This is a genomic window from Nocardioides sp. SLBN-35, assembly GCF_006715725.1.
Lineage (GTDB): Bacteria > Actinomycetota > Actinomycetes > Propionibacteriales > Nocardioidaceae > Nocardioides.
Map to the genome: position 1 here is coordinate 4,291,978 of NZ_VFNU01000001.1, position 14,659 is coordinate 4,306,636.

Annotated in this window: 17 protein-coding genes; 9 read left to right on the forward strand and 8 right to left on the reverse strand. The window is 73.3% G+C overall.

Going from position 1 to position 14,659, the window contains the following annotated elements; all coding sequences use genetic code 11:
* The first annotated feature begins 43 nt into the window (after positions 1-43).
* Positions 44-613 (forward strand): hypothetical protein, encoded by a 570-nt coding sequence (locus FBY23_RS20715; protein ID WP_141799869.1) that lies wholly within the window; start codon positions 44-46, stop codon positions 611-613.
* A gap of 4 nt (positions 614-617) precedes the next feature.
* On the opposite strand, the gene FBY23_RS20720 is transcribed toward FBY23_RS20715, so the two are convergent.
* A complete protein-coding gene (locus tag FBY23_RS20720) occupies positions 618-1,799 on the reverse strand; it encodes a GGDEF domain-containing protein (RefSeq protein WP_141799870.1) in 1,182 nt (393 codons plus the stop codon).
* A 171-nt stretch (positions 1,800-1,970) separates the two neighbouring features.
* Between FBY23_RS20720 and FBY23_RS20725 the strand changes: the two genes are divergently transcribed.
* Genes FBY23_RS20725 through FBY23_RS20735 form a run of 3 tightly spaced genes read left to right on the forward strand, consistent with a single transcriptional unit; the run spans position 1,971 to position 4,317 of the window.
* A complete protein-coding gene (locus tag FBY23_RS20725) occupies positions 1,971-2,453 on the forward strand; it encodes a PH domain-containing protein (RefSeq protein WP_260806111.1) in 483 nt (160 codons plus the stop codon).
* Positions 2,450-3,919: a PH domain-containing protein gene (locus FBY23_RS20730; RefSeq protein ID WP_141799871.1), complete on the forward strand. Its 1,470-nt coding sequence runs from the start codon at positions 2,450-2,452 to the stop codon at positions 3,917-3,919. Before FBY23_RS20725 ends, FBY23_RS20730 begins: the two co-directional genes overlap by 4 nt.
* Positions 3,916-4,317, forward strand: a complete 402-nt coding sequence (locus tag FBY23_RS20735; RefSeq protein WP_141799872.1) for a type II toxin-antitoxin system PemK/MazF family toxin — start codon at positions 3,916-3,918, stop codon at positions 4,315-4,317. The genes FBY23_RS20730 and FBY23_RS20735 overlap by 4 nt, the downstream gene beginning before the upstream one ends.
* Here the strand turns inward: FBY23_RS20735 and FBY23_RS20740 are convergent.
* A complete protein-coding gene (locus tag FBY23_RS20740) occupies positions 4,310-5,014 on the reverse strand; it encodes a TetR/AcrR family transcriptional regulator (RefSeq protein ID WP_141799873.1) in 705 nt (234 codons plus the stop codon). The genes FBY23_RS20735 and FBY23_RS20740 overlap by 8 nt on opposite strands.
* Positions 5,015-5,142: 128 nt before the next feature.
* Between FBY23_RS20740 and FBY23_RS20745 the strand changes: the two genes are divergently transcribed.
* Positions 5,143-6,093 (forward strand): NAD-dependent epimerase/dehydratase family protein, encoded by a 951-nt coding sequence (locus FBY23_RS20745; protein WP_141799874.1) that lies wholly within the window; start codon positions 5,143-5,145, stop codon positions 6,091-6,093.
* Here the strand turns inward: FBY23_RS20745 and FBY23_RS20750 are convergent.
* Positions 6,083-6,967: a diiron oxygenase gene (locus FBY23_RS20750; RefSeq protein ID WP_260806112.1), complete on the reverse strand. Its 885-nt coding sequence runs from the start codon at positions 6,965-6,967 to the stop codon at positions 6,083-6,085. The genes FBY23_RS20745 and FBY23_RS20750 overlap by 11 nt on opposite strands.
* Positions 6,968-7,025: 58 nt before the next feature.
* Between FBY23_RS20750 and FBY23_RS20755 the strand changes: the two genes are divergently transcribed.
* Together FBY23_RS20755 and FBY23_RS20760 are read left to right on the forward strand one after the other, a co-directional pair.
* A complete protein-coding gene (locus FBY23_RS20755) occupies positions 7,026-7,709 on the forward strand; it encodes a TetR/AcrR family transcriptional regulator (protein WP_141799876.1) in 684 nt (227 codons plus the stop codon).
* Positions 7,706-8,005: a DUF4873 domain-containing protein gene (locus FBY23_RS20760; RefSeq protein ID WP_141799877.1), complete on the forward strand. Its 300-nt coding sequence runs from the start codon at positions 7,706-7,708 to the stop codon at positions 8,003-8,005. Before FBY23_RS20755 ends, FBY23_RS20760 begins: the two co-directional genes overlap by 4 nt.
* A 90-nt stretch (positions 8,006-8,095) precedes the next feature.
* Here the strand turns inward: FBY23_RS20760 and FBY23_RS20765 are convergent, their stop codons facing one another.
* Positions 8,096-8,608, reverse strand: a complete 513-nt coding sequence (locus tag FBY23_RS20765) for a helix-turn-helix domain-containing protein (RefSeq protein ID WP_141799878.1) — start codon at positions 8,606-8,608, stop codon at positions 8,096-8,098.
* 65 nt (positions 8,609-8,673) lie between these two features.
* On the opposite strand from FBY23_RS20765, the gene FBY23_RS20770 reads away from it, so the two are divergent.
* Entirely contained in the window at positions 8,674-9,864 is a 1,191-nt protein-coding gene (locus tag FBY23_RS20770; RefSeq protein WP_260806113.1) for a benzoate/H(+) symporter BenE family transporter, read from the forward strand.
* On the opposite strand, the gene FBY23_RS20775 is transcribed toward FBY23_RS20770, so the two are convergent.
* Positions 9,833-10,981 carry a SpoIID/LytB domain-containing protein gene (locus tag FBY23_RS20775; protein ID WP_141799879.1) on the reverse strand — a complete coding sequence of 383 codons (1,149 nt, stop codon included), beginning with the start codon at positions 10,979-10,981 and terminating at the stop codon, positions 9,833-9,835. The genes FBY23_RS20770 and FBY23_RS20775 overlap by 32 nt on opposite strands.
* 57 nt (positions 10,982-11,038) lie before the next feature.
* Here FBY23_RS20775 and valS point away from each other — a divergent pair, with 57 nt between their 5' ends.
* Positions 11,039-13,687 carry a valine--tRNA ligase gene (valS, locus tag FBY23_RS20780; protein WP_141799880.1) on the forward strand — a complete coding sequence of 883 codons (2,649 nt, stop codon included), beginning with the start codon at positions 11,039-11,041 and terminating at the stop codon, positions 13,685-13,687.
* Positions 13,688-13,700: 13 nt separating this feature from the next.
* Here valS and FBY23_RS20785 read toward each other — a convergent pair whose 3' ends face one another.
* Genes FBY23_RS20785 through FBY23_RS20795 form a run of 3 tightly spaced genes read right to left on the reverse strand, consistent with a single transcriptional unit; the run spans position 13,701 to position 14,616 of the window.
* Positions 13,701-13,997: a DUF4235 domain-containing protein gene (locus FBY23_RS20785; RefSeq protein ID WP_141799881.1), complete on the reverse strand. Its 297-nt coding sequence runs from the start codon at positions 13,995-13,997 to the stop codon at positions 13,701-13,703.
* On the reverse strand, positions 13,994-14,203 hold the full coding sequence (locus FBY23_RS20790; RefSeq protein ID WP_141799882.1) for a DUF3618 domain-containing protein: 210 nt from the start codon (positions 14,201-14,203) through the stop codon (positions 13,994-13,996). The genes FBY23_RS20785 and FBY23_RS20790 overlap by 4 nt, the downstream gene beginning before the upstream one ends.
* Positions 14,200-14,616, reverse strand: coding sequence for a phage holin family protein (locus FBY23_RS20795; protein ID WP_141799883.1), 417 nt, complete (start codon positions 14,614-14,616; stop codon positions 14,200-14,202). The genes FBY23_RS20790 and FBY23_RS20795 overlap by 4 nt, the downstream gene beginning before the upstream one ends.
* Between the last annotated feature and the right edge of the window lie 43 nt (positions 14,617-14,659).

Here is a 14,659-nt window from a genome sequence, read left to right on the forward strand (position 1 = left end):
ATTTTCCCCGCACCGGCAACGGATTCATCGGAGGATGGCCCCCATGACCCCCGTCTCCCGCACCTTCACCGCGCTCGCCTGCGCGGCCGGGCTCCTGCTCACCGCCCCCGGCTCGGCCTCCGCCGCCGACCTGGTCCACACCGACCCGGCGCGCGACGCGCAGAGCGGCCCGGTCGACAGCGAACGGCTCCACCCCGCGCGGAACGAGCGCCGCGCCGACATCCGCCGCGTGGAGATCAGCCACGGCGCCGAGACCCTGACCGTCCGTCTCCGCACCCGGGGCGCACTGCCCACCAAGAAGACCTTCCTGGCCACGCAGGTCAAGACCCCGTCCGGCACCTTCGACGTCACCTACCTGCGCTTCTACGGCGAGTCCGGCGTCTCGATGACGCGCAAGCTCGACGAGATCCCGTGCGAGGGGCTGACGGCCACGCCTGAGCGCAAGGCCATCACGTTCGTCGTCCCGACCGCGTGCCTCGGGACGCCCGCATGGGTGCGGGTCGGCGTCGGGGTCGCCCGCATGCACGAGCGGACGATGGTGATGGACGACGGATTCAGCCGCGGCCCGATCGGCGACCAGCTGCACCTGTCGAAGCGGATCGCCCGGGGCTGAGCCCTCACGCCGTACGGCGGCCGCCGTCGACGAGGAAGGGAGGGCGGTCGGTGTAGCGCACGGCCCTGGCTCGTCCGGCCGCCTTGGCCTCGTAGAGCGCCTGGTCGGCCCGGGCGAGCACCGGCGCGACGTCGTCGCCGGGCAGTGCCGCCGCGATGCCGAAGCTCACGGTGGGCATGGGTCCGCCCTCACCGCGGTAGCGCAGGGCGATGGCTGCTGCCACCTCCTCCGCCGGCGTCCCGTCGGTGAGCAGGACGAACTCGTCGCCGCCGAGTCGGGCCACGATCCCCCGCATCCCGACCACTGCGCGGCACGCGTCCGCGAAGGCGGTCAGCGCACGGTCTCCGGCAGCATGCCCGAAGCTGTCGTTGATTCCCTTGAACCCGTCGAGGTCGGCCACCACGATCGCGGTCTCGGCGCGAACCGGTCCGTCGTCGATCGTGCGCTGGGCGGCGCGCAGGAACTCGACGCGGTTGAGGAGGCCGGTCAAGCCGTCACGCGTCGCCTGGCGGCGCAGCTCGGTCGTCTGCTGCTCGTGGCTGAGAGCGGACATGCTGAAGGTGACCACGACGAGGAGCAGCATGGTCAGCAGCGTGGTCACCTGTCCGCCGAAGACGGCCTCGAAGACCGGATGCGTCGGCCCGACGACGACGAAGGCCACGGCCCGTCCCAGGTAGAACGCCGCGATCCCACCCGACGCGATGGCCATGGCCCGCACGGCGAAGCGGAACTGGGCGCGCCGGTCCCGATCAGGAGCCTCCCGCAGGAGCAGGACCAGCTCTGCGGCCGACCGGCCGATCAGGACGCCCATGGCCACCAGGTAGACCGCCCCGCCGGACCAGACGTCGGAGCGCGGATCGTCCAGCAGCGATGCCAGCAGGACGACGACCGGCACCACGGCGAGCTCCCACTTGGCGACGGGACGCTCCCTCAGGGAACGGGCACCGGCCCACACGCAGCCGGCACCGAGAACGGCGATCGTGTTGCCCGCGGGGTTCGCCGCCACCTGGGCCGGCGTGTCGTTGAAGAGGAAGAGCAGGGCGCTCACCACGAACGCCGCCAGCGAGAGGCACCACCACGCGCTGTAGGCAGATCGGGTCGAGCGGTAGGTGACGCCGTAGAACAGCGCGAGCACGCAGACCGCCACGAGGCCGAAGGCCACGCGCAGGGTCAGGGTGTCCAGCATGCCATCGAGGCTAGGTCGCTCTGGCGGACCTGCGTGGCGGAGTGGGCAGATCATGACCGAAGGCCTCGTGACCATGGTCAATTCGGATGGATCTACGGCGGTTCGGCCGGGACGATCGTCCCGGCCTCGTCCGGGCCGGGGCCCGACGCGTCAGCACGTAGGCTCGCCGGCGTGAGCCAGCTGCGCGATCCCGCCCACCGGGTCAGTCCCCGTGCCCGCCTGATGTGGCACGTCGAGACCGGGATCACCGCACTCGTGGTGGCGATCGGGCTCGGGGTGGCCGCGGTGCTGCTCGGGCCGGACGGCCTGCGCTGGTGGCTGCTGGCGCTGGCGGTGGTCGTGTGCGCGACGGTGGCGGTCGTCGTACCGCAGTGGAGATATGCCGTGCACCGCTGGGAGGTCTCGGCCGACGCGGTCTACACCCAGCGCGGCTGGTGGGCCCAGGAGCGCCGGATCGCGCCGATGTCGCGGGTGCAGACGGTCGACCTCGCCCAGGGACCGCTGGCGCGGCTGTTCGGGCTCGCGACGGTCACGGTGACGACGGCCTCGGCGGCCGGGCCGCTGCAGATCGAGGGGCTGGACCGCCCGGTGGCGCTCGCCCTCGTCAACGAGCTGACCCGCAAGGCCGACCTCGTCGAGGGCGACGCGACGTGAGCCTGGCCGTCCCGCCGCCACCGCCCGTCGCCTGGCAGCGCCTCGACCCACGCATGCTGCTGGTGCATCCGATCAAGGAGGTCGGCAAGTTCCTGCCGGTCCTCGTGGGCCTGCTCGTCGCCGGCGGCGCGTCCGGCACCGGTCCTTGGGCACTGCTGGGCGTCGGCATCCCGGTCGCGCTCGGCGTCGTGCGCTACCTGACCACGACCTACCGGATCGCCGGCGGGCGGGTCGAGCTGCGGCGCGGACTGCTGCAGCGGCACACGCTGTCGACGCCGGTCGACCGGGTCCGCACCGTCGACCTGACCGCGTCGCCGGTCCACCGCCTGCTCGGGCTGACGACGGTCGTGATCGGCACGGGCAGCGTCACCAGCGACAGCGACGAGCGGCTCGCGCTCGACGCACTGCCGCAGGAGGAGGCGGCCCGGCTGCGTGCCGAGCTGCTGCACACCGCCCGTCCTGCCGACGGCGGCTCCGTCCTGCCCGGCGAGCAGGCCGAGCAGGAGCAGGTGGTGGCGCGCTTCGTGCCACGCTGGCTCTGGTACGCGCCGTTCAGCGGCACCGCCCTCGTCGGGCTCGGCGCGATCCTCGCCACCGGCGCCCAGCTCAACGAGTCGATCCAGATCCGGGTCAGCGAGGAGGACCTCGCCGCCATCGACCTGACCCTCGTCGTCGGGGTCGTGCTCGGCGCGATCGTCCTCGTCGTCCTGCTCGCCGTCGGCGGCTACCTCGTCACGAACGGCGGGTTCGTCCTGAGCCGGTACGGCGCGGCCTGGCACGTGCGCCGCGGCCTGCTCACCCGCCGCGAGACCAGCATCGACGTCGCCCGCCTCGCGGGCGTCAGCCTCGGCGAGCCCGCGGCGCTGCGGGTCGCGCGCGGGCGCCGCGTGGGCGCGATCGTCACCGGCCTGAGCGGCGACCGGGCCGGCTCGGCGGTGCTGCTGCCGCCGGCGCCGCGGACGACCGGGTACGACGTCGCGGCGGCCGTGCTCGGCACCCCGGCTCCGGTGTCCGCGGCACTGCTCCCCCACGGCCGCGCGGCGACGACCCGTCGCTACAGCCGGGCGCTGCTCGGTGCGCTCCCCTTCGTGCTCACGGCGGTGGTCGCCGTCCTGGCCGGCGGTCCGGCCTGGCTGCTCGCCGGTGCCCTGCTCCCGGTCATCGTCGCGCTCGCGCTGGCGACCGACCGGGCCCGCGCACTGGGGCACGCGTTCGTCGACGGCCACGTCGTGATGCGCTCCGGCTCGGTCCTGCGCAGCCGGGACGCGGTCGCGGCGGGACACGTGATCGGCTGGAACCAGCGCGCCACGTGGTTCCAGCGTCGCGCCGGCCTGGTCGCGCTGGCCGCCACGACCGCCGGCGGCAAGGGACAGGTGCACGTGCCCGACGTACCCGCGGACGCGGCGATCGCGCTCGCGGAGGCCGCCACCCCGGGCCTGGTCGGCCAGTTCCTGGAGGAGCGATGAGCGGCCGGCCCGACGGCACCTACGCACCCGTCGAGGACGACCGCCCCGACCCGGGCGAGGTCGTGTGGGCGTGGGTGCCCTACGAGGACGACCCGAGCCAGGGCAAGGACCGGCCGGTCCTGGTGATCGGCACGGCCACGGGCAACGACGGTCGCGAGGTCCTGCACGCCCTCGCCCTGACCAGCAAGGACCACGACCGCGACGAGGCCCAGGAGGCCGCCGCGGGCCGGTACTGGATGGACATCGGCACCGGCGCCTGGGACCCGCGCGGCCGGCCGAGCGAGGTTCGGCTCAACCGGCTGCTGGTCCTCGCGGCGTCCGGCGTACGACGCGAGGGGGCCGCCCTGGCCCCGGCGGTCTACGCCGAGGTGATCGCAGCCCGGCGGCTCTTCAGCTGAGCCCGAGGTCCTCGGCGAGCGTGGCGAGGTGGTGCTCGAAGAGCGCTGCCGGGTCGCCGAACGCCCCGGGGCCGTACTGGCCGAACACCTCGAAGCTGATGCAGCCGAACATCCCGGCCCAGACCAGCACGCCGGCCACGATCACCTCGTCGGGCAGGTCGACGCCGAACTGCGCGCGCACCTCGTCGAAGCCCGCGACCAGCGTCGGCGGGACGGGGGCGGCCGGCTCCCGCACGGCCAGGGCGCCGTCGGCGAGCGCTGCCGCGGCCAGCTCGAGCAGCACCCGGACCACGCGGGTGCCGGGGCCGGTGGTCTGCTCGGCCGGGGCCTGGTAGCCGGGCACGGGGGCGCCGTACAGCAGGGCATAGGTGGCGGGCTCGCCCAGTGCCCAGGCGCGCACCGCCCGCCCGAACGCCAGGAACCGGTCGCGGTGGCTGCCCCGGTCGACCGCGGGGCGGCGCAGCGCCGTCTCGACCGCGTCGGCCATCTCGTCGTAGCCGTCGACGACGAGGAGCGTCAGCAGGTCGTCGCGGCTCTTCACGTAGCGGTAGACCGCCGACGAGACCACGCCGAGGTCTCGGGCGACGGCGCGCAGCGAGAGTGCGGCCGCGCCGTACTCCGCGAGGTGCTGGCGCCCGATCCGGGTGATGTCCTCCATCGTCTGCGCGCGGGCACGTGCCCGTGGAGTGGTGGCCATGACCGCATCATGCCACGTTCGTGAACAGTTGCCGCAAAAGTGAGCAGTGCTCTTGCTTTTCGTTCCACGAGCAGGCATCCTCGAAATGGAGAGCACCGCTCTCGCTTTCCCCCAGGAGAGGAAACCCCATGAACCACCACGTCGTCACCGGAGCCGGACCGGTCGGCAGCACCATCGCCCTGCAGCTCGCCGACCGGGGCGAGCACGTCGTCCTCGTCACCCGCTCGGGCAGCGGCCCGGAGCACCCGCTCATCTCGCGGCGCCGCGCCGACGTCGCCCAGCCGGGCGCGCTCGACGCGCTCCTCGAGGGTGCGGTCGCCGTCCACCACTGCGTCCACGCGTCGCGCTACGACGCCGCGACCTGGCGCGCCGAGCTGATCCCCACCGAGCAGGCCCTGCTCGCGGCGGCCGGCCGGGCCGGCGCGGTCGTCGTCTTCCCCGAGAGCCTCTACGCCTACGGCCAGGTGGCGGGACCGATCACCGAGGACCTGCCGCGCGACGCGTCCGGGGGCAAGCCCGGGATCCGGACCGAGCTGCTGCGCGCCCGCGCCGCGTCGGCGACCGCGACCGTCAGCGTGGCGGCCTCGGACTTCCTCGGCCCGCGGGTGCTCACCTCCCACGCGGGCGAGCGGCTGGCATCGGCCATCCTGTCCGGGCGCACCCTGCGCGTGGTCGGCAGCCTCGACCAGCCCCACTCGTTCACCTACGTGCCCGACCTGGCGGCAGCGATGATCCGCGCCGCGGCCGACCCCGCCCTGCACGGCTCGTTCCTGCACGCGCCCACCGGCCCGGCCCTCACCCAGCGCGAGCTGGCGACGGCGTTCGCCGCGGCCGCCGGCGTACCGCTCCCCCGGCTCGGCGCGATCTCGGCCGGCATGCTGCGCACCGTCGGCCTCGTGCACCGCGACACCCGGGAGCTGGCCGAGATGAGCTTCCAGTTCACCGCGCCGTTCGTGCTCGACTCGCGATACAGCGAGCAGCGCCTCGGCCTGGCGCCGACGCCGTTCGACACCGCGATCCGCGAGACCGTCGCGTGGTGGCAGGCCCGGCGCGAGACCGGTGCCGCGCTCAGCGCATGAGCAAGGACGCGCGCCAGACCTTGCGGTCGCGCTCGGAGACCATTGCGTTCTCCTGCAGAACCGGCATCACCTTCTCGCCCATCCAGGCGATCGTCTCCCGGTAGCTCTCGTTGCCGAGCGCCTGGCGCCGCGCCTCCTGCGGGTCGAGCCCGACGACCTTGTAGACGTCCGGGTGGACCAGCGAGCGCATCGTCACGTAGGCGACCTGGGCCGTCATCGCCTGGTGCCAGCGCAGCTTGGTGCGGCCCAGGCCGCGCACCGACTTCGCGAGCTCGTCGCGGGCGAAGGTGACGTGCCGGGCCTCCTCGGTGACGTGGATCCGGGCGACCATCCGGGTCAGGGGCTGGATCCGCTCGTCGCGCATCATCTCGCGCTGCCAGCGGTCGACGGGCTCCTCGCCGATCAGGATGCCGGCGTACGCACTGGCACCGCGCAGTGCGAGCGGACCGAGCCGTGCGAGCCGGTGGGGCGTGGGCCGAGGGCCGTACGCCGGCACCCCCATCGACCCGATCGCCCGGCCGAACATCACGGTGTGCCGGGTCTCGTCGCCGACCTCGGTCAGCGCGAACTGGGTGCGGGCGGAGGTGGGGTCCTCCCGGTAGGCGTCGCGCAGCAGGATCTGCATGAGCACGATCTCGAACCAGATCCCGACGCTGGCGATGCTCGCGACCTCGTGCATGGACAGGGTGATCCGCTGCTCCTCGCTGAGCGCCCTCCACATCGGGGTGCCGTAGAGCGACATCCGCTCGGGCTGCATCCACCACAGCCCGGGGACGGGAGGAGCACTCCAGTCGAGGTCGACCTCCGGGTCGTACGACTGGCGGGCGGTCGAGCGCAGCAGCCGCTCGGACAGCGCGTCATCGACGAGGGTCACGGGTCCTCCTGAGACATAGGTATTACCGTCGGTAACGGATAAAGGTACTCTTCTCCCCATGGCCCCCCACGTCAAGAGCGACGGACGCACCACCCGCTGGGAACGACACCGCGCTGAGCGCCGCGAGGAGTTCGTGCTCGCGGCCGTGCGCGCCATCGACAGCCTCGGGCCGGACGCCTCGGTCGCCGACATCGCAGCGGAGGCCGGGGTCAGCAAGCCGGTGCTCTACCGCTACTTCGCCGACAAGAGCGAGCTGCACGCCGCGGTCGGCGCCTGGGCGGCCGACCTGGTGCTGGCCCGGGTGCTCACGGCGGTGCTCGCGCCCGCCTCGGCCCGCGACCGGGTCACGGCCGGCGTGGCGGCGTACCTCGACACCCTCGGCGAGCACCCCCAGGCCTTCCTCCTGCTCAGCAGGCCCGCCGGCGGCACCGACCCGCTCGCGGCGGGCAAGGACCAGATCGCCGCGAAGCTGACCCGCCTGCTCGGCGACGCACTGCGCCACCTCGGCGGCGACACCGGCGCGGCCGAGCCGTGGGCGCACGCGGTCGTCGGCCTCGGCACCTCCGTCGGCCAGTGGTGGCTCGAGCGGCACACCGTCTCGCGCAGCGCAGCAGCCGGCTACCTCAGCGACTTCATCTGGCACGCCCTGTCCGGCGCCGCGGCCGAGAGCGGCGTCGACCTGTCCCGCCTCGACGCGGGCGACAGCGACGTCACGCCGATCCGCACGCAGAAGCGCCGATGAGCGCGGCGCCGCAGCCCGGGCTCCACGAGCCGCAGGAGGCGTACGACGGCCCGGCGGTCCTGGTGGCCGCCGGCACCGAGCACCCCGTGTCGGTGACCCTGCGCGGCGCCTTCCAGCCGCTCGACGGGCACTTCCACTGGTACGGTCGGATCGCGGTCGACAGCGCGCTCGACGCCGTCCGCAGCGGGTCCGCGGTGACCCTGCGGACCGTTCACGGGGAGGCCGACGGCAAGGTCGCCGACGTCGACCCGTGGGGTCGGTTCCGGGTCAGCGGGACCGGGCGGCCGCCGTTCTGAGCGCCCGCCAAACCGTTCGATCGAACGGTTTGAGCCGCTTGTTGTAGCACCAACTCCCCCGAACCGTTCGATTGAACGGTTCGGGGGATGTCAGCCGGGCGTGACGATCACGTTGACCGCCTCCAGCGGCGCGTCGGGACCGGCCCGGTAGGCGTGCGGCACGTCGGCGGCGAACCTCACGTGGTCGCCCGGGCCGACGGCGAGCACCCGGCCGCCGTGCTCGACCTCGCCCACGCCCTCCAGGACGACGAGCTGCTCCTCGACGCCGCCGGAGTGCGCCGGGGAGATCCGCTCAGCACCCGGGGCGAGCCGGATCAGGTAGACCTCCGTGGTGCGGCCGGGCTCGCGCACCACCCGGACCCGGGTGGTGACCATGCCGCCGTGGGCGAGCACGGCGCCGTCATGGTCGTCGACGAGCGCCGCCAGCGGTACGCCGAGCGGCGCCGCGACGGCATACAGCGTGTCGAGCGTGGGGTTGCGCCGACCGGTCTCGAGCTCGGACAGCGAGCCCTTCCCGATCCCGGCCTGGGCGGCCAGGGCGGACAGCGACAGGCCCCGCGCCTCGCGCAGCGCCCGGATCCGGGCGCCGACCTCTCGCGCCATCGCCGCCCACCGCCTAGAGTGTTCCGTATACAGAACGCCGCACCGGTGTTCCCGGAGGAGGCGGCGTGTCCGAGGAGACTACTCACGGTCCCGTGATGGCGGGCGTCGTCACGGCCCTGGTCGGGTTCAGCAGCTCGTTCGTCGTGGTGCTCGCCGGCCTGGTCGCGGTCGGCGCCACCCCCGCGCAGGCCGCGTCCGGTCTCGCCACGCTGTTGGTGACCCAGTCGCTCGGCATGCTGTGGCTCTCGCTGCGGCACCGGATCCCGGTCACCCTCGCCTGGTCCACCCCGGGTGCCGCGCTGCTCGCGACCTCCACCGGCGTCACCGGCGGCTGGTCGGCCGCCGTCGGCGCGTTCGTCGCGACCGGCGTGCTGATCGTGCTGACCGCGCTCGTGCCGAAGGTCGGCGACCTCGTCGCAGCCATCCCGCACAGCCTGGCCCGCGCGATGCTGGCCGGCGTCCTGCTACCGCTGTGCATCGCGCCGGTCACTGCCCTGGTCGACTCCCCCGCCGCCGTCGCCCCGCTCGTCATGACCTGGCTGGTCCTGCTCCGACTCGCCCCTCGCTGGGCGGTGCCGGGCGCCCTCCTCGTGGCCCTCGGGACCGTGCTCGCCACCGCGCGGATCGACGCCGCCGACCTCGCCCCGCACCTGGCCTGGACCACGCCCACCTGGTCGCTGTCCGCACTGGTCGGCATCGCACTGCCGCTGTACGTCGTCACGATGGCCTCGCAGAACGTGCCGGGCGTCGCGGTGATGAGCGGCTTCGGCTACCGGGTCCCCTGGCGCGAGTCGCTCGCCGTCACGGGGATCGGCACCGTCGCCGGCGCTCCCACCGGCGGGCACGCGATCAACCTCGCCGCGATCAGCGCGGCCCTGTCCGCCGGCCCCACCGCCGGCCCGGACCCGCGGCGGCGCTGGATCGCCGCGGTCAGCGCGTCGGTCGCCTACCTCGTGCTCGCCGTGGCCAGTACGGCGCTCGCCACGCTCGTCGCCGCAGCGGCGGACGGGGTGATGCAGGCGGCAGCCGGACTGGCCCTGCTGGGCACCCTCGGCGCCGCGCTCGCCGAGGGGCTCGCCGACCCGGCCGAGCGCGAGCCCGCGGCCGCGACGTTGGTGGTCGCGGCCTCCGGTGTGACCGTGCTCGGGATCGGCGCCGCGTTCTGGGCGCTGGTCGCCGGGCTGTTGCTGCGGGGGTTCCTGCGGGCCGGGCGAGCGCCGGTCGTCAGGCCGTCTGAGCGAACATCGTCGACCTGAGGCCCAGGCGACTGCGGAAGACCTCTCCGTCGACGTCCACGAACACTCCCCCGGGACCCACGATCCGGACACTCGCCACGTGACCGCCGCTGGGCGTATCCAGCGTCAGCTGGAGCGACTGGAAGTCCCCGACCTTGGGGAACGCAGTTTCGATCGAGGACGCGGGAACCACGGCCGTCCATGATGTCTTCGGGTCATAGGGGTCAGGTGCTGCCGCCAGGTAGGGCTCGCCACCGCCAGCGGTCCAGCCACCGTTGCTCGAGGAGAACTGCGTGTACGCGGGCAACCCACCGTACGTCCGGATCTGCCCGGCCGTGGCCGCGATGGCGGCGTTCGACTCGGGCTGCTCGACGGCGATGCCTCGATAGACCTGCGACTGGGTGGTGTCGTACACGTCGAACGGACCGTGGTCCTCGGTGTCGCGCTCGAAGATCGCGTACGTGCGGGCAGCCACGGCCTGCGCCTGGACCGCCTGCGGGTTCCACTTCGCGGGCATCTCGGCGGGCACCACGCCGCGCAGGTACTTCTCCACGCTCACCACGTTGACGGTGTCGCGGCCCTGCCCGTTGGCCGGCACGACGGAGCGGATCTTGCCGCGGTAGTCGGCGGCCCCGCCGGGCACGTAGAGCCGCAGGGTGCCGCCCTTGCCCTGGAACTCGGCCTGCCCCGGGATGATCCGGACCTTGTGCCAGCGCTTGGTCTTCACCGACAGCTTCGTGTCGGCGCCGTGCGCGGTCAGCTTCCAGCGCTTCGCGCCACGCTTGCGCAGCTTCCACGCCTTCCCGGTGGCCAGGCTGCGGACCTTGAGCCGCGACCGGTGCTGGACCACGACGTTGCTCGAGGTGTCGGCGGTGATCAGCACCTTGACCGAGCCGCCACCGACGCCGGTCGCCGTGCCCGGGTAGTAGAAGTCGAGGATGGCCGCGGCCGGCTGTCCGGCGTTGGCACGGGCCTGCGCGCCATACTGCGAGAGCCCTCGGCCATGCCCCCAGCCCGTGCCGGTCAACGTGACCGTGTCAGGGCCCGCGGCGGGCGCGGACGCATGCGCCGGCGGGACGGCGAGCCCGAGGGCCAGACCGGCAGCGAGAGTGGTGACGGTTCGCGGGAACAGGCGCATCGTCCGAGAGTAGCCGCCGGTTGAAGCCGCGGCCGCGGTGCGCAATAGGCTTCGACCATGACCGAGCCCGACAGCACGCAGACCCCGGACCCGACCGACGCGCCCGACGGCGCCGTCGTCGTACCGGACAAGCCCGCGCTGGAGGGGCTCGAGGAGAAGTGGGCGCAGCGCTGGAAGGACGCCGACACCTACGGCTTCGACCGCACCCAGCCGCGCGAGAACGTCTACGCGATCGACACCCCGCCGCCGACCGTCAGCGGCAGCCTGCACGTCGGGCACGTCTTCTCCTACACCCACACCGACCTGATCGCCCGCTTCCAGCGGATGCAGGGCAAGTCCGTCTTCTACCCGATGGGCTGGGACGACAACGGCCTGCCCACCGAGCGCCGCGTGCAGAACTACTTCGGCGTGCGGTGCGACCCGTCGCTGCCCTACGACGCCGACTTCACCCCGCCCGAGAAGCCGGACCCGAAGCGCCAGGTCCCGATCAGCCGGCCCAACTTCATCGCGCTGTGCGAGCAGCTGGTCGAGCAGGACGAGAAGGTCTTCGAGGACCTGTGGCGCACCCTGGGCCTCAGCGTCGACTGGAACACGACCTACACCACGATCGGCACCAAGGCGCAGACCGTCAGCCAGCGCGCGTTCCTGCGCAACCTGGCCCGCGGCGAGGCCTACCTCCAGGAGGCGCCGACGCTGTGGGACGTCACCTTCCAGACCGCGGTCGCGCAGGCCGAGCTGGAGGCGCGTGACTACGCCGGCGCCTACCACCGGGTCGCCTTCCATTCCCCTGCGCAGCCCGACGGCTCGCCGGGCAAGCCTGTTTACATCGAGACCACCCGGCCCGAGCTGATCCCGTCGGTGGTCGCGCTGATCGCGCACCCCGACGACGAGCGCTACCAGGACCTCTTCGGTACGACGGTCACCTCGCCGGTCTTCGGCGTCGAGATCCCCGTGCTGGCCCATGCCGCCGCCGAGAAGGACAAGGGCGCCGGCATCGCGATGTGCTGCACCTTCGGTGACCTCACCGACGTCCAGTGGTGGCGCGAGCTGCAGCTGCCGGTGCGCACCGTCATCGGCCGCGACGGCCGGCTGACCCGCGAGACGCCCGAGTGGCTCTCCTCGGAGCAGGCCTCGACGGCGTACGAGGACCTCCAGGGCAAGACCGTCCACTCCGCCCGCGAGGCGATGGTCGCCAAGCTCAAGGAGTCCGGTGACCTCGACGGCGACCCGAAGCCGACGCAGCGGATGGCGAACTTCTACGAGAAGGGCGACAAGCCGCTCGAGATCGTCTCCACCCGCCAGTGGTACATCCGCAACGGCGGCCGCGACGCCGGGATCCGCAAGCAGATGCTCGAGCGCGGCTCGGAGATCGACTGGCTGCCGCCGCACATGAAGCACCGCTTCGACAACTGGGTGGGCGGCCTCAACGGTGACTGGCTGATCTCACGCCAGCGCTTCTTCGGCATCCCGTTCCCGGTCTGGTACCCCCTCGACGCCGAGGGCGAGCCCGACTACACGCGGCTCCTCCTGCCGACCGAGGCCGATCTGCCGATCGACCCGTCGACCCAGGCGCCGACCGGCTACACCGAGGAGCAGCGCGGCAAGCCGGGCGGCTTCATCGGCGACCCCGACGTGATGGACACCTGGGCCACCTCGTCCCTGACCCCGCACATCGCGGGCGGCTGGGAGTCCGACCCCGACCTGTGGTCGCGGGTGTTCCCGATGGACCTGGCCACCCAGGCCCACGACATCATCCGCACCTGGCTGTTCTCCCGCGTCGTGCGCGCGCACTTCGAGAACCACGTCGCCCCGTGGTCGCACGCGATGATCTCGGGCTTCATCGTCGACCCCGACCGCAAGAAGATGTCGAAGTCCAAGGGCAATGTCGTGGTCCCCAACGAGATCCTCGACAAGTACGGCGCCGACGCGGTCCGCTGGCGTGCGGCCATCGCCCGCCCCGGCCTGGACTCGCCGTTCGACGAGACCCAGATGAAGGTCGGCCGCCGGCTGGCGATGAAGGTCCTCAACGCCTCGAAGTTCGTGCTCGGCAGCGTCGGCGCGACCACGTTCAGCGCCGCCGCGGTCAGCCAGCCGGTCGACACCGCGCTGCTCGGCCGCCTCGGCGGCGTCGTCCGCCGCGCCACCGAGGCGTTCGAGGCCTACGACTACACCACCGCGCTCGAGGTCAGCGAGAAGTTCTTCTGGGAGTTCTGCGACGACTACCTCGAGCTGGTCAAGGAGCGCGCGTACGCCGGCGACGGCGACGCCTCGTCCTCCGCCCGAGCCACCCTCGCCCTCGCCCTGCAGGTCCAGCTCCGGCTGCTCGCGCCCTTCCTCCCCTATGTCACCGAGGAGGTCTGGTCGTGGTGGCAGGAGGGCTCGGTGCACACCGCCGCCTGGCCGAGCGTCACCGAGCTCGGCTCCCCCGCCGCCTCCGACGGCTCCCTGATCGACGCCGTCGCGGCCGCCCTGTCCGGCATCCGCGGCGCCAAGTCGGCCGCCAAGGTCAAGATGCGCGCACCGCTCGCCCGGGTCGAGGTCAGCGGTCCCGCACGCCTGGTCGAGGCCGCCGAGAAGGCTGCCGAGGACCTGCGCCGCAGCGGCAACGTGGTCGGTGAGCTGGTCTTCACGGTCGCCGAGGACGCCACCGAGCTGAGCGTCACCGCCGAGATCGCGGAGGAGGAGCCGGAGGCTCCGAAGGAGTAGGTCCGGTCCGGGCTCAGTCGCCCGGCCACTCCCCCGTCCAGCGCTCGAAGGCGCGCGCACCGCCGCGGTCGATGAGCGCCCGGACGGCCGAGAAGATCGCTCCCTGCACCATCGCCGCGACCAGGATCTTGCGCAGCCGGTACTCCGACTGCAACGGCTTGGGCGGATCGTCGGTCGCCTGCGGGTCGACCCGCTTCCACACCTGTTGGAAGACCTGGCCCGCGATGAGCCCGCCGAGGAGGCTGCCGGCGAGCCCCCACGGGCGGTAGAGCAGCTTGGCCGAGCGGCTGGTCCGCTTCTCGTGCGTCATCGCCGGCCTCCCCGGCGCCGCAGCACGACCGCAGCCGCCGCGAGCGACACCACTGCGGCGACGCCGATCGCGACCCCGCGCGAGCGCCTGGCGAGCCGCGCGACCAGGACGTCGACGTCGCCGGCGAGCTCCGCGCGGGTGTGCTCGATGGTCCGCTCGAGCTCCTCGACGCCGGCACCGTCCGCGGCGGCCCGGTGGCCGCTCATCGCGGGTGCCTGATCGCCGCGACGTCCTCGCGGACGCCGGCCAGCGCCCGCTCGGGGACCGGCGGGGTCGCGGCCGCGACGCGCTTGCGCCCGACGAGGGCGACCACGCCGGCGACCGCGAGCAGGGCCACGCCCACGACCAGTCCGGCCAGCCAGGCCGGGAGGGCGAGCGCCAGCGCGAGGATCGCGGTGGCGAGCAGCACGCCGACGCCGTACAGGGCCAACAGGCCGGCGGCGCCGAGCATCCCGGCGCCGATCCCGAGCCCGTTGGCCTTCTCGGTCGTCTCCACACGGGCCAGGCGCAGCTCGTCGCGCACCAGCTCGCGCACGTCTTCGGAGATCCGGGCGACGAGCTGGCCGGTCGTCAGCGCCCCGGCCCCTCGGGAGTCGGTGGTCGGTGGATGAACAGTCATGCCTGGTCGGTTCCCGAAGTCGGGGAACCGATACGGACCGGTC